Below are 18,108 nucleotides of genomic sequence, written 5' to 3' on the forward strand. Positions count from 1 at the left end.
CTCGCCGGGCCGGCCGGGGCCCGACGAGGAGCGCAGCGGGCGAGGTCAGCCCTTCGTCGTCCACTGGATGCGGATGTCGTCCGTCACCCGCTCGTCACGGCAGCCGTCCCCATCGGCGTCGGCGCACCAGACGACGTACTGGGTGCCCGGCGTGCTGTCGTTGTCCAGCCGGGCGTGGAACTCGAGGTCGCCGGGCTTGCCGGTCGTCTGGTGGCTCGACTGGAAGCAGAGGTCCATCCGGCCGTCGCGGTTGGTGTCCGACAGCCTCGCGTACGCCGGTCCGCTGCCGTCCGGATCGGGGCAGGCGCTGATGGCGCCGACCCCGGAGCTCTGGAAGGAGGCCGGGCCGTTCCGCTTCTGCCCCGTGCGGTCGAGGAAGCAGGCGTCGTTGTGCAGGTTGCGGTTCGTGGTGCCCCGGTCGCTGAGCTGCTGCCGGTCCTTCTGGTCGGGCCGGGCGCAGGACGAGTCGTCCCTGACGTCCGGGTTCTCCGACGGCATGCCGTTGTCGGGGTTGGTGTAGGAGGCGGCGCGCACGCCGTCGTACCCGCCGCCGTGTGCCAGCGCGGGAGAGGTGCCCAGGCCCAGCGTGGCGACGCCCAGGCTGACGATCGCTGCGGTCCGGATGGCCAGTCGCATGAGGAGCTCCTTGGGTGTGGCCCGTCGTCCCGACCCGGCGGTCCCGGGTCACCGGTACGTACGGGGCGCACCCGCGGTCCGTTGGAGATCCGGGTGACTTCCTCGTCCTGCGCGACCACCTCGGGCCGGCGGTCAGCCGGTGGTCCGGGTCACGGCAGGTCGTGCCGGAGACCGGCGAGGCCCTCCGGCGGGAAGGTGCAGCCCGTGTCGCCGAGCAGCAGGGCACGGTAGGTGGCCGTGGCCGCCTCCTCCAGGTTCAACGCCCGCCGGAAGGCCATGCCGACGTCCGGTCCCAGCGCTGAGCAGCCGTGGTGGGACAGGACGATGCAGTCGTGCTGCCGCGCCTGCTCGGCCGCCCCGTCGGCGAGCTCGTCGCTGCCGTTCGGGGCGTACGGGACCGTGCCGATCGACCGGACGTAGCAGGCGTGGTCGAGGGTGATCAGCCGGATCCGGTGGCCGAGGGCGTCGACCAGGACGGCGTACTGCGGGTGCAGGTGGACGATGGCGTTCACCTCCGGGCGGGCGCGGTACGTGCGCTGGTGGAGCTTCCACTCGCTCGACGGCCGCTCGGCACCGGCGGTGACCTCGCCGTCCAGGGTCACCACGCTGAAGTCCGCGGGCGTCAGCCGGTCGAGCCACGTGCCGGCCGCGGTCACCACGAACTCGGTCTCCCCCGGCAGCCGAGCGGAGAGGTTGCCGCCGCTGGCCAGCACCAGGCCCCGCTCGACCGCCAGGCGGCCGACCTCGACGAGCTGGCCGACCGCCTCGTCGCGGGTCGCGGGTGCCCTCATGCGGCGAAGTAGGAGGCCACGTCGGACGGCGCGAACCGCCCCCGGTCGGTGACCACGACGCCGACGAACCGCGCAGGGGTCACGTCGAAGGCCGGGTAGACACCGGTGACGAGTTCAGACGCCGTGCGGCGGCCGAGGCACTGCAGCACCTCCCGCCCGTCCCGGTCCTCGAGCTCGACGGCGGCCGCGTCCGGCGCGCGCCGGTCCGGGGCCTGGACGAGCGCCAGGTACGGCACGCCGAAGGTGTGCGCGGCGATCGCGATCTGCAGGGTGCCGATCTTGTTCACGACGGAGCCGTCCATGGTGACGCGGTCGGCGCCGGTCACGAAGGTGGTGACGTCGCCCCGGCTCATGAGGTGTGCGGGCATGCCGTCGGTGACCAGCCGCGTGGGGACGCCCATCTCCGCGAGGCTCTCCGCCGTCAGGCGGGCGCCCTGCAGGTAGGGCCGCGTCTCGGTGCACACGGCGTCGATGCGCTTGCCCGAGCGCAGGACCGCCGCCACGGTCTCGGTGAGATAGGAGTCCGCCCAGCAGTGGGTGAGGACCGTGGCGCCGTCGGGGATCAGCGCGGCAGCGTGCTCCCCGAGGCGCCGGTGGCCGGCCCGGTGCCGCTCCGTCACCGCCCGGGCAGCCCGCTCGACCGCGGGCCCCGGCAGCTCCCCGGCGTCCACGGCGGCCGTCCCGGCCGCCAGCAGCTCGGCCACGACGTCGCGGATGCCGTTGTTCGTCGGCCGCGTGGCGACCAGCCGACGGCCGGCCCCGGTCAGGAACTCCCGGCGTGCCCGTGCCGTCGGGAGCCGGTCGGCCTCCCGCGCGGCGAGCGTCATCCCGCCGGCGGCCGCGAACAGCGGGCCGAGGCTCTGGGTGACCATCTCCTCGATCGCCCGGGCCACGTCCTCGTGGCTGCGGCAGGTCACCCACGTCCGCTCGAGGGGGAAGACGCGGCGGTCCAGGATCCGGACGGCGTCCGGCTCGACGACGACGCTCTCCCCGACCAGGGTCGGGACCGGGACGTCCGTCGTGATCATCGTCGGTCGGCCGGCGGACACGCCGGCGGGGGCAGCCACCCGACGATGATCGCGGCCCCAGCGAGCGTCGGCCAGATGCCGGTGACGCGCTTCCGCTCGACGACCGCCGGCTGGTGGTCTCGGGCTGACCCGCGCCGTGAGTGCGCGCGGGTGGTCGCCTCCCCCGCTCGGACGCGTCCACCAGCGCGCACCCGCCGGGGACCCTAGGTCCCGGTGACGTGCTCCGGCCGGATCGGCACCCGGCGCAGCGGCCGGCCGCACGCGGCCCGCACCGCGGCGGCCACGGCCGGGCCGGAGGAGATGGTCGGCGGCTCCCCCACCCCGCGGACGCCGTAGGGCGCGTGCGGGTCGGCGTTCTCCAGCACCTCCACGCGCATCGGGGGCATGTCGAGGATCGTCGGCAGCAGGTAGTCGGTGAACGACGGGTTGCGCACGTGGCCGTCGGTGACGACGACCTCCTCCATCAGCGCCAGCCCCATGCCCTGCGCGGAGCCGCCGTGGATCTGGCCGACGACCGCGTCGGGGTTGATGGCCCGGCCGACGTCCTGGGCGGTGTCGAGGGCGACCACCTTGACCAGGCCGAGCTCGGTGTCGACGTCGACCACCGCGCGGTGCGCGGAGAAGGCGAACTGCACGTGCGCGTCGCCCTGGCCGGTCTCCGGGTCGACGGCGTGGGTGGGCCGGTGCCGCCACTCCACGGTCTCCTCGACCGCGTCGTCCCCGAGGACGTCGGCCAGCCCGGCGAGCACCTCGCCGCCGGGACCGACCACCTTGTCGCCGTCCAGCGCAAGCCCGGCGACCGGCCGGCCGAGCGCGACCGCGGCGCGCTGCAGCACCGCCGTCCGCACCGCCTCGCAGGCGGCCTTGACCGCCCCGCCGGTGACGTAGGTCTGCCGGGACGCCGACGTGGACCCGGCCGAGCCGACCGTGGTGTCGGCCGGCACGACGACCACCCGCTCCACGCCCAGCTCGGTGCGGGCGATCTGCTGCTGCACGGTGACCAGGCCCTGGCCGACCTCGGCGGCCGCGGTGTGCACGGTCGCCACCGCCTCGCCGGCGGTCACCTGCAGCCGCACCCGCGCGGTGGAGAAGTCGTCGAAGCCCTCGGAGAAGCCGACGTTCTTGCAGGTGACCGCGTAGCCGACGCCGCGGCGCACCCCCTCGCCGTGGGTGGTGTTGCCGACCGCGCCGGGCAGGTTGCGCAGGTCGGAGGTCTCCAGCGGCGGGGGCAGCGGCATCGCGGCCACCCGCTCCACCAGCTCGGCGACCGGGGCGGCGGAGTCGATGACCTGGCCGGTGATGGTGCGGTCGCCCTCCTGCACGCCGTTGCGCCGGCGGATCTCCACCGGGTCGACGCCGACGGCGGCGGCGAGCTCGTCCATCAGCGCCTCGTGCGCGAAGGCCGTCTGCACGCAGCCGAAGCCGCGCATCGCGCCGCACGGCGGGTTGTGGGTGAACACCCCGTAGGCGTCGACCGCGACCGAGGGGTAGCGGTACGGGCCCAGGCCGAGCAGCCCGGCGTTGCCGACGACCGCGGCGGTCGAGGAGGCGTAGGCGCCGCCGTCGAGCAGCACCCGGGTCCGCGCGTAGACCAGGGTGCCGTCGCGCTCGGCGCCGAACTCGTAGGTCATCGTCGCCGGGTGCCGGTGCACGTGGCCGTAGAAGGACTCCTCCCGGCCGTAGCTCATCTTCACCGGCCGGCCCGTGCGCAGCGCCAGCAGGCAGGCGTGCACGTGCACCGAGAGGTCCTCCCGGCCACCGAACGCACCCCCGACGCCGGCGAGGGTCAGCCGCACCTTCTCGGGCGGCATGCCCAGGGCCAGGCAGATCTGGCGCTGGTCGACGTGCAGCCACTGGGTGGCGACGTAGAGGTCGACGCCGCCGTCCTCGGCCGGGACGGCGAGCCCCGACTCCGGGCCGAGGAACGCCTGGTCCTGCATGCCGACCTCGAAGTCGAGGCTGACCACGACGGGGGCGACCGGGTCCGGGTCCCCGCGCCGGAGCCTCAGGTGCCGGACCAGGTTGCCCCCGGGGTGCACCTGCGGCGCGTCGTCGTCCAGGGCCCGGCGGGCGTCGGTGAGGGCGGGCAGCACCTCGTAGTCGACCCGGATGCGCGCCGCGGCCCGGCGGGCGGTCTCGAGGTGGTCGGCGGCGACCAGCGCCACCGGCTCGCCCTCGTAGCGGACGAACTCCGCGGCCAGCACCGGCTGGTCGGCGTGCTCGAGGCCGTAGGCGTTCTCGCCGGGGACCTCGTCGGCGGTGAGGACGGCGCTGACCCCGGGCACCGTGAGCGCCTCGGCGACGTCGATGCGCCGGATGCGGGCGTGCGGGTGCGGGCTGCGCAGCGTGACGCCCCAGACCATGTCGTCGTGCCACAGGTCGCTGGCGTAGGCGAACTCGCCGGTGACCTTGAGCGTGCCGTCGGGGCGCTGCGCGCTGTCGCCGATCCGGCCCGACGTCCTCGCCCCGGTCTGGGTGGTGGTCATCGCGCTGCCTGCCGCCGGGCGGCCAGCCGGACCGCGTCGAGGATCTTCTCGTAGCCGGTGCACCGGCACAGGTTGCCGGCCAGCGCCTCGCGGATCTCCGGGTCCGAGGGGTCGGGCACCCGCGCCAGCAGGTCGTGCGCCGCGACCACCAGGCCGGGCGTGCAGAACCCGCACTGGACGGCGCCGGCCTCGACGAAGGCCTCCTGCACCGGGTGCAGCGACTGCCCGTCGGCCAGCCCCTCCACGGTGGTGACCTCGCGGCCGATCGCCTGCCCGGCGGCCACGAGGCAGGCGCACACCGGCTCGCCGTCGAGGTAGACGGTGCACGAGCCGCACTCGCCCTGCTCGCAGGCGTTCTTCGCGCCGGGCAGGCCCAGCCGCTCGCGCAGCAGGTGCAGCAGGCTCGCCCCCGGCCAGACGTCGTCCGCGGTGCGCTCGGTGCCGTTGACGGTGGTGGTGACGCGCATCAGGCGGCCCTCCTCAGGTCGTCCCAGGCCCAGGCGGCGGCGCGGCGGGCCAGCACCGCGAGCGCGTGCCGCCGGTAGGCCGCCGTCCCGCGGACGTCGTCGATCGGGGCGGCGGCCGCGGCCACCCGCTCGCCGAAGGCCCGCGCCAGGCTCTCCGGCAGGGGCGCGCGCCCGGCCCAGTCCAGCTCGCCGGCGAGGAACTCCTCGGCCTCGGGCGCCCGCCGCGGGGTGGGCGCGGCCGACCCGATGCCGGTGCCCACGGCCTGCCGGTCGGGGTGCAGGGCGAGGGCGAACGCCGACACCGCGATCACCATCGCGTTGCGGGTGCCGACCTTGCAGAACTGCTGCGGCCCTCGTGCGGTGCGCACGTGGACGGCGGCGATCAGCTCGTCGCGCTCGAGGGCGTTGCGCTTGACCCCGGTGAAGAACTCGGCGACCGGGATCCACCGGGGACCGCGGGCGGCCGACGCCACCTCCACCTCCGCGCCGGCCGCGAGCAGCGGCGGGTGCGCGTCACCGGCCGGGGACGCCGACCCGAGGTTGCCGCCCACCGTGCCGCGCACCCGGATCTGCGGCGAGCCCACGGTGCGGGCGGCCATCGCCAGGCCGGGCAGCCGGTCGCCGAGCTCGGTGATCACCCGGGCGTAGGGCACCCCGGCGCCGAGCCGGACGACGCCGTCCTCGACCGACCACTCGCGCAGCTCACCGACGCGGGTCAGGTCGAGCAGGGCCCCGGGTCGGCGGCGGTCGAAGTTCAGCTCGACCATCACGTCGGTGCCCCCGGCGATCGGCAGCGCGTCGGACCGCTCGGCCCGCGCCGCGAGCGCCTCCTCCCACGACGACGGCTGCAGGAAGTCCATCGCCCCTCCTCGTCCCCCGCACGGTGTGCCGAGCACTGTGCACGAGGTGTGTCACGAGAAGGGAACAGCGCGTCGCGGGCGCTGACAAGGAGGATCAGACGGTGGTGCTCTCCAGTCCCTCGACCATCCCGTCGAGGACGGCGACCGCGCGCTCGTGGTCCCCGCCGGGCAGCTCGACGGCGTCGGCCAGCAGGGTGCGGCCGTCCCAGTCCAGCGCCCAGGTCGTGATGCGGGTGCCCTCGGGGTAGAGACCGACGGTCGTCACCTGCTGGGTGCGCACCGCCTGCCGGCCGCCGACCTCGAGCTCGGTCCGCGTCACCTCGTCGGGCATCGGCACGGCGACCTCGGTCAGCGGTGCGTCGACGACCTGCAGGGTGACCGGCGCCGTCCGCACGTCGGAGGCCTCGGGAACGACGAACTCGCCGGGGCCGAACCAGCTGCAGGCCGGCAGCACGCCGTCGGCGTTGGTCGACCAGTCGGCGGGGTACTCGACCCGGTAGCCGGCCGGGCTGGTACAGGAGTTCGCGTCGTCCTGCGGGGAGGTCGCGGCGACGGCCCGCGCGGCGGGCGAGACGCCGACCGCCTCGGGCGCCGCGCCGGTGGCCGGGGAGGCGCAGGCGGCGAGGGCGAGGAGTGGGACGGCGGCAGCGGTGCCGCGGAGGTGGCGCACGGTCTCGGCGTCCTCCCGGTCGGGTGCACGGACCCCCTCCCCCTGCCCAGCGGGCGCGCCTCCCGAAACGCGACGGCGGCGGCCGGGTCAGCCGGTGCGCCGCTCCACCGACCGGGCGGCGACCCGGCGGATCCGGTCGGCCTGCCGGGAGAGAACGAGATCGAGCACCCGGTCCACCGGCGGCACCTCGCCCAGCCGGGCCAGCCCCATCCACCGGGGGACGGCGACCGTGCGCGACCACGGCGAGGCCAGGCAGCCGGCGATCTGGTCGGCGACCCGGTCGGGGCGGATGCCGCGGGAGAGCCGGCCCCGGGCGTCGGCGTCCGACACCGGCGGGGAGCCGTGCCCGCGGGCCAGCCACTCGGTGGACACCGGGCCGGGGTTGACCGTGTGCACCCGCACGCCGCGCGCGGCCACCTCCCGCCGCAGCCCCTTCACGAAGCCCTGCACCCCGGCCTTGGTCGCCGAGTAGACCGTCAGCGGCGGCACCTGCGACCAGGCCGCGACCGAGGCGACGGTGACGACGTCGGCACGACCCCGCTGCGCCGCCGCGCTGAACAGGTGCGGCAGGGCGATCCGGGTGAGCTCGACGACGCCGGTCAGGTTGAGCGCGATCAGCCGCTCGACGGCGTCGCCGGGCATGTCCTCGACCAGTCCCGCCCAGCCCAGCCCCGCGTTGAGGACGACGGCGTCGAGCCGGCCGTGCTCGTCGAGGACCCGGTCGAGCAGCCGCGCGCGGTCGGCCGCGTCGGCGACGTCGGCCACGACCGGGCTGACCCCGGGCAGCCCGCCGACGGCATGCTGCAGGCGGTCGCCGCCGCGGGCGCAGGTCACCACCCTGGCTCCGTCGCGGGCCAGCCGGGTGACGGTGCTGCGGCCGATGCCGGCGCTGCCGCCGGTGACCAGGACGACCCGGCCGTCGGTGCTGGTGTGCATGGCCCCCCTCTACCCGCGGACGGACACCACACCCCTGACGTGCATCGACGGGGCCGCCGGTGGGCATGGGAGCTGCCATGCACCTGCCCGAGCCCCGGGGCCCCCTGACCGCTGCCCTCTGCGCCGACCTGACCCGCGGCACGCTCGCCGCCGCCACCGTCGCGCTGGCCGAGCGGACCGCGGCCACCACCACCGACCCGCTGCTCGACGAGGACCTCCAGCTCGCCCTCGGGGTCTGCTACGAACTGCACTACCGCGGCTTCGACGGCGTCGCCGAGACCTGGGAGTGGGACCCCGAGCTGCTGCGGCTGCGCGCGCACCTGGAGCGGGCGCACACCGCGGCGCTGCGCGAGCTGGTCGGCGAGGTGGAGCCCACCGACGAGCCGGTCGACCGGCAGCTCACCGCCCTCATCGCGGCCGACGACGGCCCCTCGCTGTCGGCCTTCATGTCGCGCACCGGGTCGCTGGAGCAGTGGCGCGAGTACCTCACGCTGCGCTCGGTGTACCACCTCAAGGAGGCCGATCCGCACACCTTCGCCGTCCCCCGGCTGTCCGGGCGGGCCAAGGCGGCGATGGTGGAGATCCAGGCCGACGAGTACGGCGGCGGTGCGCCGGCGCGCATGCACAGCGAGCTGTTCGCCGGCATGATGCGCGACCTCGGGCTGGACGCCGGCTACGGCGCGCTGTGGGACTCCGCCCCGGCCGCGGCCTTCGCCTCGGTGAACACCATGTCGCTGTTCGGCCTGCACCGCCGCTGGCGCGGTGCGGCGCTCGGCCACCTGGCCTGCGTGGAGATGACCTCCTCGGAGCCGTCCCGCCGCTACGCGGCCGGGCTGCGGCGGCTGGGCTTCGACGGGACGACGACGGTCTTCTACGACGAGCACGTGGAGGCCGACGCCGTCCACGAGCAGATCGCCTCGGTGGACATGTGCGGCTCGCTGGTGGCCGAGGAGCCCGGGCTCACCGCCGACGTCCTCTTCGGGGCCGCCTGCTCGCTGGCGATGGACGGCCTGGCCGCGCAGCACCTGCTGGGTGCCTGGGAGGCCGGCCGGTCGGCCCTGCGCGGGGAGCGCGCCCTGGCCGCCTGAGGAAGGACCCTCCGGCCCCCACCGCTCACAGGCTCACGGCGGGGCCCTGCAGGGGGGCCGTTCCCCTCGGTCACCCGATGTCTTCGTGCTGGGCCTCGCGCAGGACCCGGGCGGCCGGCCGCGGGCGGCTCGGCGCGCTCGGGGCGGAGAACCCGGAGCGCTTGTGCGACCCGTCGCAGAACGGCTTGATGCCGGACTTGCCGCACCGGCACAGCGCGATCGTCTCCCGGCCGGGGTCGATCTCGTCGCCGTCCTGGTCGACCAGCCGGAAGTCCCCGCGGACGATCAGCGGGCCGTCGCGGTAGGGCGTGATGGTGGCACCGCCTCCGGACGTTGGGGCGGGGTCCTCGAGCGGCTCAGCGGCGGGCCGGGGCTGCGACACGCTCCTCCCCTGCCCCGGCCGGACCCCGCGCACACCACCCGGAGGCGGTCAGTGCCGGTCCTCACCCCAGCGCACCCACGACGCCAGCAGCGGGTGCTCCGCCGCGAACTGCTCGGCCGCGCTGCGCTCCCGGGCCGTGCGCCGCGAGTGCGGGTGGTCGCGGTGGTGCAGCTGCTCCTCGCACTTGCTGTGGCTCAGGTAGTGCTGGAGCGCCGCGGCGGGGTCGACCCGCCGGCCGCGGGCGGCCACGTCGTGGCGGGCCTCCCACTCGGCGACCAGCTTCTCGGCCAGCGACATGGAGTCCGCACCTGACGAGCGCTCCGGCGAGCGGTGGACGGGGTCTGACATCGCGCTCTCCTCCCGGACGGTGTGCCCTGCCCCCGATGGTTCTCCTGAACGGGTCCGGGTTCCAGTCCCCCGGCCCGCGGAGGACGCCGGACCGCGCGGCCGACCGCGGCCTCCCGAGCGGGAAGCGCTGCGCTGTGTCAGGCACCTGACACAGGAGTAGCGTCGGACGGGTGACGACGCCGTCGGCGACCTCGCGGCCGCCCTTCGAGGTCGTCGTGCTCGCCGCCTCGACCGGGGGCGTCCGGGCCCTGCGTCAGGTCGTCTCCGGTCTGCCGGCGGGCTTCCCCGTGCCGGTCCTGGTGGTCCAGCACCGCACCCCCGGCCCGGACGACCTGCTCACCGGGATCCTGCGGGCCACCGCCGTCCTCCCCGTGCACCGGGCCGCCGACGGCCCGCTCCGCGCGGGGGTGCACGTGCTGCCGCCGCGCAGCAGCGCCGAACTGGCCGCCGGCGGGTCCCTGACCCTCGGTCCGTGCGACTCCGGCCGGTGCGCCGACCGGACGATGGCGAGCGCCGCCGACGCCTTCGGCCCGCGCGTCCTGGCCGTGGTGCTGACCGGGCGGCTCTCCGACGGCGCCGCCGGGGTCCGCGCCGTGCGCCGGGCCGGTGGACGGGTGCTGGCGCAGGACCCGGTGGACGCCGAGGCGCCGGGCATGCCGAGCGCGGCGCTGGCCACCGGGTGCGTGGAGCACGTGCTGCCGCTGCGGCTCGTTCCCCCCGCCCTCATCGCGTACACGATGGCGCCGGGGGCCGCCGACCTGCTCGACGTCCCCGTGCCCCCGTGGGCGCGGCTCGCCGCCGGACGGACCGCCCCCACATGACCTCGAGCACCCGGGGTCCCCGATGCGACCCCGGAGGTGGCCCGTGCGCACGCCCGATCGGCCCCGCGACCCCCGCCGCAACCTGATCCTGGGCGCCCTGCCCGACGACGAGTACGCCCGCCTGTCGCCGCTGCTCCGGCCGGTGGACCTCCAGGTCAGGGAGGTGCTGTACGAGCAGGGCAGGCCGATCGAGCACGTGTACCTGCCGCTCGACTGCGTGCTGTCGGTGCTCTCCGCGGTCGAGGGGGAGGCCGCCGTCGAGGTGGCCAGCGTGGGCTACGAGGGCGTCTCCGGGCTGCCGGTCTTCCTCGGCAGCGCGGTGAGCCCGCACGACAGCCTGTGCCAGGTCGCCGGGACGGCGGTGCGGCTGTCCACTGCCGACCTGCGGGCCTTCCTGACCGGCGACGGTGCGCTGCACGACCTCCTGCACCGCTACACGCAGGCGGTGATGGTGCAGCTGTCCCAGAATGTGGCGTGCAACCGGCTGCACACCACCGAGGAGCGCTGCGCCCGCTGGCTGATGCAGACCCGCGACCGGGTCGGCGCCGACGAGTTCGAGCTCACCCAGGAGTTCCTCGCGCAGATGCTCGGCGTCCGCCGCGGCACGGTCTCGCTCACCGCGGGGGTGCTCCAGCAGGCCGGGGTGATCCGCTACACCCGCGGGCGGATCACCGTCGTCGACGCCGGCGCGCTGCACGACGCCGCGTGCGAGTGCTACGACGTCGTGCAGGCGGAGTACGCCCGGCTCAGCGGGGCTCCCGAGGCGCCCGAGCGAGCCGGCCCGGATCAGCTGCCGGGCTGGCCGTAGAAGACCTGCTCCACGACGCTGCGGGCGTGCCGGGTGGCCCGCCGGTAGTCGTCGAGGAACTGCCCCGGGTCGGCGTCGGGCCCGTACCCGCTGGCCCGCGCCACGCCGGCCAGCTCCACACCAGGGCGGGGCAGCTGGTCGCTGGGCCGGCCGCGGACGAGGAAGACCGCGTTGCGGGCCCGGCTGGCCAGCTCCCACGCCCGCCGCAGCGCCCCCGCCTGCTCCTCGTCGAGCAGGCCGGCCTCCCGCAGCCCGCCCAGCGCGGCCACCGTCGAGGGCACCCGCAGCTCCGGGCGCTCGCCGGCGTGCTCCAGCTGCAGCAGCTGGGCGGTCCACTCGACGTCGGCCAGCCCGCCGCGGCCCAGCTTGGTGTGCGTGGTCGGGTCCGCGCCGCGCGGCAGCCGCTCGCGCTCGACCCGCGCCTTGATCCGGCGGATCTCGGCGACCTGCTCGGCGGTCAGCCCGCCGGCCGGGTAGCGGATCGGGTCCACCAGCTCGACGAACGCCGTCCCCAGGGCCTCGTCGCCGGCCACGGGGACCGCGCGCAGCAGCGCCTGCACCTCCCACACCGACATCCAGCGGTCGTAGTACTCGCGGTAGGAGTCCAGGCTGCGCACCAGCGCGCCCTGCCGGCCCTCGGGCCGCAGGTCGGCGTCCACCTCGAAGGCCGGGTCCGGGGCCGGCTCGCCGAGCAGCCGGCGCAGCGTGTGCGCGACGGCGTTGGCCGCCGCGGTCGCCTGCCCTTCCCCTGCGCCCGCCCGCGGCCGGTGCACGAACAGCACGTCGGCGTCCGAGCCGTAGCCCATCTCCCCGCCGCCGAGCCGGCCCATGCCGATGACCGCGATGTCGGTGGGCAGCTCGTCCGGGTCGATCCCGGCCTCGGCGGCGTGCGCCCGCACCGCGACGTGCAGGCCGACCTGCAGCGTGGCGACGGCGATGTCGGTCAGCGCCCGGCCGACCTGCCCGACGTCGAGCAGGCCGAGCAGGTCCGCGGCGGCGACCCGCAGCAGCTCGTGCCGGCGCAGCCCGCGCAGCACCCGGATGCCGCCGACCGGGTCCGCGGCCCGCCCGGCGGCCTGCCGCCACGACGCGGCGAGGGCGGCCGCCGTGCGCGGGCGCAGCTCGTCGTCGTCGGCGAGGATGCGCAGCGCCTCGGGGGTGCGGGTGAGCAGCGCGGCCACGTACTGGCTGGAGCCCAGCAGCGCGGCCAGCCGCTCGGCCACCTGGCCCTCGTCGCGCAGCAGCCGCAGGTACCACTGGTTGCCGCCCAGGGCCTCGCTGACCGTGCGGTAGGCCAGCAGGCCGGCGTCGGGGTCGGCGCAGTCCGCGAGGGTCTGCAGCACCACCGGCAGCAGGTACTTCTGCATCGACGCCGACCGCGACAGCCCGCCGGTGAGCGCCGCCATGTGCCGCAGCGCGCCGTCGGGGTCGGCGAAACCCAGCGCGCGCAGCCAGTCGCCGGCCGCCTGGGAGCCCAGCTGCGCGGCCTCCGGCGGCACCTTCGCCACGGCCGACAGCAGCGGCCGGTAGAAGAGCTTCTCGTGCAGCCGGCGGACCTCGCGGGTGTGCAGCGACAGCTCGGCGTCGAGGACGGCGACGGCGTCCCCGCGGTGGTCGGGCTTGTAGCCCAGCGACCGGGCCAGCCAGCGCAGCTGCTGCTCGTCGGTGGGCAGCAGGTGGGTGCGGCGCAGCCGGAGCAGCTGCAGGCGGTGCTCGACGGTGCGCAGGAACCGGTAGGAGGCGATGAGCGTGTCGGCGTCCTCGCGGCCGACGTAGCCGCCGGCGCGCAGCGCGTGCAGCGCCGGGAGGGTGCCGCCCACCCGCAGCCGGACGTCGACCCGCCCGTGCACCAGCTGCAGCAGCTGGACGGCGAACTCGACGTCGCGCAGCCCGCCCCGGCCGAGCTTGAGCTCGCGCTCGACCTGGGCCGGCGGGATGTTGTCCAGCACCCGCCGGCGCATCGCCTGCACCTCGCCGACGAAGCCGGGGCGGTCGCCGGCCTGCCAGACCAGCGGGAACAGTTCCTCGACGTAGGCCCGGCCGAGGTCGGGATCGCCGGCGACCGGGCGCATCTTCAGCAGCGCCTGGAACTCCCAGGTGCTGGCCCAGCTGCGGTAGTAGGCCGCGTGGTTGGCCAGGGTGCGCACCAGCGCGCCGGCCCTGCCCTCGGGCCGCAGCGCGGCGTCGACCTCCCAGGCCGCCTCGCGGCAGATCCGCATGAGCGCCGCGGCCACCCGCGTCGCGCTCTTCACCGCCGCGCCGGCGTCGACCTCCTCGCCCGCCTGACCCGACGGGCCGACCGGCTCGGCGACGAACACCACGTCGACATCGCTGACGTAGTTGAGCTCGCGGCCACCGGTCTTGCCCAGCGCGATGACCGCCAGCCGGCAGGCCGCGGCGTCGGCGGGCTGCTCGGCGACGGCCAGGGCGAGCCCCGCGGTCAGGACGGCCCCGGCGATGTCGGCCAGCTCGGCGGCGACGTCCTCGGCGGCCAGGCCCTCGCCGAGGTCGCGCCCGGCGACGGAGAGGATGGCCCGCCGGTAGGCCAGCCGCAGGTCGGCGATCCGGTGCGGGTCGGCGTCCGGCGCGCCCTTGCCCAGCCGCACGCCCCACGGCGGGTCGTCGGGGTCGGCGCCGACGGCGAGGAGCATCTGCCGCTCCAGCGCCTGCGGCGTGGGCCGGGTGGGGCCCCGGGAGGTGCCGTTCCCGTCGCCGTCGAGGACGGTCCAGTCGCCGGGGTGGGCGGCGAGGTGGTCGGCGAGCCCGGAGCTGGCGCCGAGCACGGCCAGCAGCCGGGAGCGCAGCAGCGCCGAGCCGCGCAGCCGGGCCAGCAGCCCGGCGGCCGAGCCGCCGGATGGGTCGGCGGCGTCCAGGGACTCGATCAGCCGGCGCAGCGAGCGGACGGCGAGGTCGGGGTCGCCGGTGCGGGCCAGCGCGGACACGACCGGGCCGGCCTCGGGGTCCGCGGGCTCGTTGCGGTCGAGGTCCCACAGGCCCATGGCCGGCTCGGACAGCAGCCGGGCGGCGCGCTCGCCGTCGAGGAACCCGAACCGGACCAGCCGGACGACGGCCCGCCGCGGGATCTCCGGAGCGGGGCTCGTCGTCACGCCGCGCCCGTCTCGGCCCGGACGCTGTTGCGGACCAGGTCGGCGAAGCGGCCGGCGAACGGCGCCCACACCTCCTCGAGGTCGGGGTGCACCGCGGCCGCGCGGGCGCAGATCGTCTCGCGGTCGAAGGGGCTCGCGGCCACGCCCACGACGTCCCGCTCGGCCCACTCGGCGACGATCTCCGGGGAGGTCTCGATGTGGAACTGCAGGCCGTAGACGTGCTCCCCGACGCGGAACGCCTGGTGGGCGTACATGGGGCTGCTGGCGAGCAGGGTGGCCCCGCGCGGCAGCTCGGCGATCTCGTCGTGGTGGAACTGGATCACGTCGGGCGACAGCGGGAGCGGGCGGAAGAGCGGGTCGCGGTCGGCGGCGTCGCGCTTGGCCACCAGGGTGGCGCCCACCTCGGGCCCCTCGACGCCCTTCCGCACGTGGCCGCCCCCGACCTCGGCGAGCAGCTGGGCGCCCAGGCAGACCGCCAGGGTGGGGACGTCGCCGGCCAGCGCCTCGGCCAGCAGGCGGCGGACGCCGGCGAGTTCCGGGCTGGTCCGCTCGTCGTCCATCGCCGACTGCGGGCCGCCCAGGACGAGCAGCCCGTCGAAGCCCTCGAGCGTCGCGGGGAGCTCGTCGCCGGTGCCCGGCCGGCGCTCGTCGAGCTCCAGCCCGGCCTGCGCCAGCCACGCGCCGAGCCGGGCGGGCGGGTCGGTCTCGTGCGGGACGACGACGAGCAGGCGGGCCACGCCGCCGAGGGTAGTTCGCCGCCGCGCCGTCCCCGGCCGTGCCGGCCCCGCGCCCACCGACCGGTTGTCTCCCACGCGGCTACGGCGGTGAGTGCAGCAGCACTCACCGCCGTAGCCGCGCCGACGCACCTGCCGGTCCCTGCGGACACCGTCGGCATGAGCGCCGCGGCTGCGGGGTCCAGCGCGGCCCTTCCCCGGGACCCGTCACGAGGCTCGCCGCGAGCCTGCGAGTGGTGGGGGCAGGGGGTCCTCCTACATGCCGGGCAGGTACCGGGTGAGCTCCCAGGGGGTCACGTTCTGCCGGTAGGCGTTGAACTCGGCCCACTTGTTGCGCAGGAAGAACTCGAAGACGTGCTCGCCGAGGGCCTCGGCGACCAGCTCGCTGCCCTGCATCGCGGTGAGCGCCTCGCCGAGGGACACCGGGAGGTCCTCGTAGCCGGCCGCGCGGCGCTCGGTGTCGGTGAGCGACCAGACGTCGTCCTCGGCCTCCGGCGGCAGGTCGTAGCCCTTCTCGATGCCGCGCAGCCCGGCGGCCAGCAGGACGGCGAAGGTGAGGTAGGGGTTGCACGCGGAGTCCGGCGAGCGGACCTCCACCCGCGCCGACTGGCCCTTGTTCGGCTTGTAGGAGGGCAGCCGCACCAGCGCCGAGCGGTTGGCCCGGCCCCAGGTGGCCGCGGTCGGCGCCTCGGTGCCGGCGAGCAGCCGCCGGTAGGAGTTCACCGTCTGGTTGGTGACGGCCGTGTACTCCTTGGCGTGGGTGAGCAGCCCGGCGATGAACTGCTTGCCGGTGGTCGACAGCTTCATCGGGTCGGCCGGGTCGTGGAAGGCGTTGCGGTCGCCCTCGAACAGCGACAGGTGGGTGTGCATCGCCGAGCCCGCCAGGTCGGTGAACGGCTTGGGCATGAACGTGGCGTGCACGTCCTGGGCCAGCGCGACCTCCCGGACGACGTGCCGCAGCGTCATGATGTTGTCCGCCATCGACAGGGCGTCGGCGTAGCGCAGGTCGATCTCCTGCTGGCCGGGCGCGACCTCGTGGTGGCTGAACTCCACCGAGATGCCCATCGCCTCCAGCGCGAAGACCGCCTCCCGGCGGAAGTCGTGCGCGACGTTGTGGGTGGACAGGTCGAAGTAGCCGCCGGTGTCGGCCGGCTCGGGCGGCCTGCCGTCGGTCGGCAGGTCCTTGAGCAGGAAGAACTCGACCTCGGGGTGGGTGTAGAAGGTGAAGCCCATGTCGGCGGCCTTCGACAGCGCCCGGCGCAGCACGTGCCGCGGGTCGGCCCAGGACGGCGACCCGTCGGGCAGGGTCAGGTCGCAGAACATCCGGGCGGTGTCGCTGGGCTGCCCCTTGGCCGACGGCATCACCTGGAAGGTGCCGGGGTCGGGCTTGGCGAGCATGTCGGACTCGTAGACGCGGGCGAAGCCCTCGATCGCCGAGCCGTCGAAGCCGATGCCCTCGGCGAAGGCGGCCTCGATCTCGGCCGGAGCGACGGCGACGGCCTTGAGGTAGCCGGAGACGTCGGTGAACCACAGCCGCACGAAGCGGATGTCGCGTTCCTCCAGGGTGCGCAGGACGAACTCCTGCTGCCGGTCCATGCTCGCCATGATCGCGTCCAGTCGTTTCCGGGGTGTGACGTCGTCCCCAGCCTGCCTCCTGCACGGGAGCGGCGGCACCCTGGCACGCCCGGCGGCCCGGAGTGCTACCCGGCGAGCATTTCCAGCGGCGTGTCCGGGTCGGCCAGCCGGGCCGGCTGCACCTGGCGCCGCGACCGGATCAGCTGCTGGATCGGCGCGGTGACGTCCCAGACGTTCACGTTCATGCCGGCGGTCACCCGGCCGTCGGCCGTCCAGAAGGCGATGAACTCCCCGCCGTCGGGGTCGCCGCGGCAGACGAGCGTGTCGCCGGGGCCGGCGAGCCCCGAGTACTCCATGCCCAGCTCGTACTGGTCGGTGAAGAAGTAGGGCACGCGGTCGTAGGTCACCTCCTGTCCCAGCATCGAGCGCGCCGCGGCCGGCCCCTGGTGGAGCGCGTTGGCCCAGTGCTCGACGCGGACGTGGCGCCCGTAGGGCGGGTGGAAGGACGCCGCCACGTCGCCGGCCGCGTGGACGTCGGCCGCCGAGGTGCGCAGCGCGTGGTCGGTCACGACGCCGTTGTCGACGTCCAGCCCTGCCGACGCCGCCAGTGCCGTGTGCGGGACGGCGCCGATCCCGACGACCACCACGTCGGCCGGCAGCCCCGCGTGGGCGTCGGTGACCACCGCGGTGACCCGTCCCCCGGATCCGCGGAGCTCCCGGACGACCGTGTCGGTCAGCAGGTCGACGCCGTGGTCGCGGTGCAGCCGGGCGAACACGCGGCCCATCTCGGCGCCCAGCACCGCGTGCAGCGGGGTGGGCTGCGGTTCGACGACCGTGACCGCGTTGCCGTGGGACCGTGCGGCCGCGGCGACCTCGAGCCCGATCCAGCCGGCGCCGACGACGACCACCCGGCGTCCGCCGCCGGCCAGGTCGGCCTGCAGCCGGTCGGCGTCGGCCAGGGTGCGCAGGTACCGGACACCGTCGAGGTCGGCGCCGGGGACCGGGAGCGGCCGGGCCGAGGCCCCGGTGGCCAGCAGCAGCCGCGCGTAGCCGAGCTCCTCCCCCGTGTCCAGCGCCACCCGGTGCGCGGCCGGGTCCAGCCCGGTGGCCCGGACGCCGGTGCGCAGGTCGACGTCGTGCTCGGCGTACCACCCGGCGTCGTGGACGAAGGCGCTGTCGCGGCCGGCGGTGCCGAGCAGGTAGCCCTTGGACAGCGGCGGCCGTTCGTAGGGCCGCTCGGGTTCGGCGCCGACGAGCACGACCGGCCCGTCGAACCCCTCCTCCCGCAGCGTCTGCGCGGCCTTGGCGCCGGCCAGTCCGGCACCGACGATGACGAACGCGTCCTGGTTGGGCACGGGGTCCTCCCCTCGG

The 18,108-nt window shown here is 75.9% G+C and carries 17 protein-coding genes; 3 read left to right on the top strand and 14 right to left on the bottom strand.

Annotated elements, in window-relative coordinates; all coding sequences use genetic code 11:
- Positions 1-45: 45 nt before the first annotated feature.
- From ACI78Z_RS06215 to ACI78Z_RS06250, 8 genes are all read right to left on the bottom strand, one after another.
- Positions 46-636 (bottom strand): hypothetical protein, encoded by a 591-nt coding sequence (locus ACI78Z_RS06215; protein WP_457035655.1) that lies wholly within the window; start codon positions 634-636, stop codon positions 46-48.
- Between the two features lie 149 nt (positions 637-785).
- Positions 786-1,427: a class II aldolase/adducin family protein gene (locus ACI78Z_RS06220; RefSeq protein ID WP_457035656.1), complete on the bottom strand. Its 642-nt coding sequence runs from the start codon at positions 1,425-1,427 to the stop codon at positions 786-788.
- Entirely contained in the window at positions 1,424-2,494 is a 1,071-nt protein-coding gene (locus ACI78Z_RS06225) for a s-methyl-5-thioribose-1-phosphate isomerase (protein WP_457035657.1), read from the bottom strand. The genes ACI78Z_RS06220 and ACI78Z_RS06225 overlap by 4 nt, the downstream gene beginning before the upstream one ends.
- Before the next feature lie 164 nt (positions 2,495-2,658).
- Positions 2,659-4,941, bottom strand: a complete 2,283-nt coding sequence (gene pucD, locus ACI78Z_RS06230) for a xanthine dehydrogenase subunit D (protein ID WP_457035658.1) — start codon at positions 4,939-4,941, stop codon at positions 2,659-2,661.
- Positions 4,938-5,408 carry a (2Fe-2S)-binding protein gene (locus ACI78Z_RS06235; protein ID WP_457035659.1) on the bottom strand — a complete coding sequence of 157 codons (471 nt, stop codon included), beginning with the start codon at positions 5,406-5,408 and terminating at the stop codon, positions 4,938-4,940. The genes pucD and ACI78Z_RS06235 overlap by 4 nt, the downstream gene beginning before the upstream one ends.
- Entirely contained in the window at positions 5,408-6,268 is an 861-nt protein-coding gene (locus tag ACI78Z_RS06240; protein ID WP_457035660.1) for an FAD binding domain-containing protein, read from the bottom strand. Before ACI78Z_RS06240 ends, ACI78Z_RS06235 begins: the two co-directional genes overlap by 1 nt.
- A gap of 94 nt (positions 6,269-6,362) precedes the next feature.
- On the bottom strand, positions 6,363-6,938 hold the full coding sequence (locus tag ACI78Z_RS06245) for a hypothetical protein (RefSeq protein WP_457035661.1): 576 nt from the start codon (positions 6,936-6,938) through the stop codon (positions 6,363-6,365).
- An 87-nt stretch (positions 6,939-7,025) separates the two neighbouring features.
- Entirely contained in the window at positions 7,026-7,874 is an 849-nt protein-coding gene (locus tag ACI78Z_RS06250) for an SDR family oxidoreductase (RefSeq protein WP_457035662.1), read from the bottom strand.
- A 77-nt stretch (positions 7,875-7,951) separates the two neighbouring features.
- Here ACI78Z_RS06250 and ACI78Z_RS06255 point away from each other — a divergent pair, with 77 nt between their 5' ends.
- Positions 7,952-8,962, top strand: coding sequence for an iron-containing redox enzyme family protein (locus ACI78Z_RS06255; RefSeq protein WP_457035663.1), 1,011 nt, complete (start codon positions 7,952-7,954; stop codon positions 8,960-8,962).
- A 70-nt stretch (positions 8,963-9,032) separates the two neighbouring features.
- Here ACI78Z_RS06255 and ACI78Z_RS06260 read toward each other — a convergent pair whose 3' ends face one another.
- Positions 9,033-9,344 carry a CDGSH iron-sulfur domain-containing protein gene (locus ACI78Z_RS06260; protein WP_457035664.1) on the bottom strand — a complete coding sequence of 104 codons (312 nt, stop codon included), beginning with the start codon at positions 9,342-9,344 and terminating at the stop codon, positions 9,033-9,035.
- A gap of 48 nt (positions 9,345-9,392) precedes the next feature.
- Positions 9,393-9,692, bottom strand: coding sequence for a hypothetical protein (locus ACI78Z_RS06265; RefSeq protein WP_457035665.1), 300 nt, complete (start codon positions 9,690-9,692; stop codon positions 9,393-9,395).
- Positions 9,693-9,862: 170 nt separating this feature from the next.
- Between ACI78Z_RS06265 and ACI78Z_RS06270 the strand changes: the two genes are divergently transcribed.
- Both ACI78Z_RS06270 and ACI78Z_RS06275 read left to right on the top strand, forming a co-directional pair.
- On the top strand, positions 9,863-10,513 hold the full coding sequence (locus ACI78Z_RS06270) for a chemotaxis protein CheB (protein ID WP_457035666.1): 651 nt from the start codon (positions 9,863-9,865) through the stop codon (positions 10,511-10,513).
- A gap of 43 nt (positions 10,514-10,556) precedes the next feature.
- Positions 10,557-11,321, top strand: coding sequence for a Crp/Fnr family transcriptional regulator (locus tag ACI78Z_RS06275; protein ID WP_457035667.1), 765 nt, complete (start codon positions 10,557-10,559; stop codon positions 11,319-11,321).
- On the opposite strand, the gene ACI78Z_RS06280 is transcribed toward ACI78Z_RS06275, so the two are convergent.
- The 4 genes from ACI78Z_RS06280 to ACI78Z_RS06295 all read right to left on the bottom strand — a co-directional run bounded on the left by ACI78Z_RS06280 (position 11,300) and on the right by ACI78Z_RS06295 (position 18,092).
- Positions 11,300-14,428: a bifunctional [glutamine synthetase] adenylyltransferase/[glutamine synthetase]-adenylyl-L-tyrosine phosphorylase gene (locus ACI78Z_RS06280; RefSeq protein ID WP_457035668.1), complete on the bottom strand. Its 3,129-nt coding sequence runs from the start codon at positions 14,426-14,428 to the stop codon at positions 11,300-11,302. The two genes, ACI78Z_RS06275 and ACI78Z_RS06280, sit on opposite strands and share 22 nt — an antisense overlap.
- Positions 14,425-15,165 carry a type 1 glutamine amidotransferase gene (locus ACI78Z_RS06285; RefSeq protein ID WP_457035669.1) on the bottom strand — a complete coding sequence of 247 codons (741 nt, stop codon included), beginning with the start codon at positions 15,163-15,165 and terminating at the stop codon, positions 14,425-14,427. The genes ACI78Z_RS06280 and ACI78Z_RS06285 overlap by 4 nt, the downstream gene beginning before the upstream one ends.
- A gap of 252 nt (positions 15,166-15,417) precedes the next feature.
- The gene (gene glnA, locus ACI78Z_RS06290; protein ID WP_457035670.1) at positions 15,418-16,758 is read right to left on the bottom strand and encodes a type I glutamate--ammonia ligase; all 1,341 of its coding nucleotides are present in this window, start codon (positions 16,756-16,758) and stop codon (positions 15,418-15,420) included.
- Between the two features lie 104 nt (positions 16,759-16,862).
- On the bottom strand, positions 16,863-18,092 hold the full coding sequence (locus ACI78Z_RS06295) for an NAD(P)/FAD-dependent oxidoreductase (protein ID WP_457035671.1): 1,230 nt from the start codon (positions 18,090-18,092) through the stop codon (positions 16,863-16,865).
- Positions 18,093-18,108 lie beyond the last annotated feature (16 nt).

This window comes from Geodermatophilus sp. SYSU D01176 (assembly GCF_054050015.1).

Excerpts from the sequence above, each read along its gene's own strand:
- ACI78Z_RS06265 (WP_457035665.1), bottom strand. The coding sequence starts at position 9,692 with ATGTCAGACCCCGTCCACCGCTCGCCGGAGCGCTCGTCAGGTGCGGAC.
- glnA (WP_457035670.1), bottom strand. The coding sequence starts at position 16,758 with ATGGACCGGCAGCAGGAGTTCGTCCTGCGCACCCTGGAGGAACGCGAC.
- ACI78Z_RS06250 (WP_457035662.1), bottom strand. The coding sequence starts at position 7,874 with ATGCACACCAGCACCGACGGCCGGGTCGTCCTGGTCACCGGCGGCAGC.
- ACI78Z_RS06215 (WP_457035655.1), bottom strand. The coding sequence starts at position 636 with ATGCGACTGGCCATCCGGACCGCAGCGATCGTCAGCCTGGGCGTCGCC.
- pucD (WP_457035658.1), bottom strand. The coding sequence starts at position 4,941 with ATGACCACCACCCAGACCGGGGCGAGGACGTCGGGCCGGATCGGCGAC.
- ACI78Z_RS06255 (WP_457035663.1), top strand. The coding sequence starts at position 7,952 with ATGCACCTGCCCGAGCCCCGGGGCCCCCTGACCGCTGCCCTCTGCGCC.
- ACI78Z_RS06235 (WP_457035659.1), bottom strand. The coding sequence starts at position 5,408 with ATGCGCGTCACCACCACCGTCAACGGCACCGAGCGCACCGCGGACGAC.
- ACI78Z_RS06220 (WP_457035656.1), bottom strand. The coding sequence starts at position 1,427 with ATGAGGGCACCCGCGACCCGCGACGAGGCGGTCGGCCAGCTCGTCGAG.
- ACI78Z_RS06240 (WP_457035660.1), bottom strand. The coding sequence starts at position 6,268 with ATGGACTTCCTGCAGCCGTCGTCGTGGGAGGAGGCGCTCGCGGCGCGG.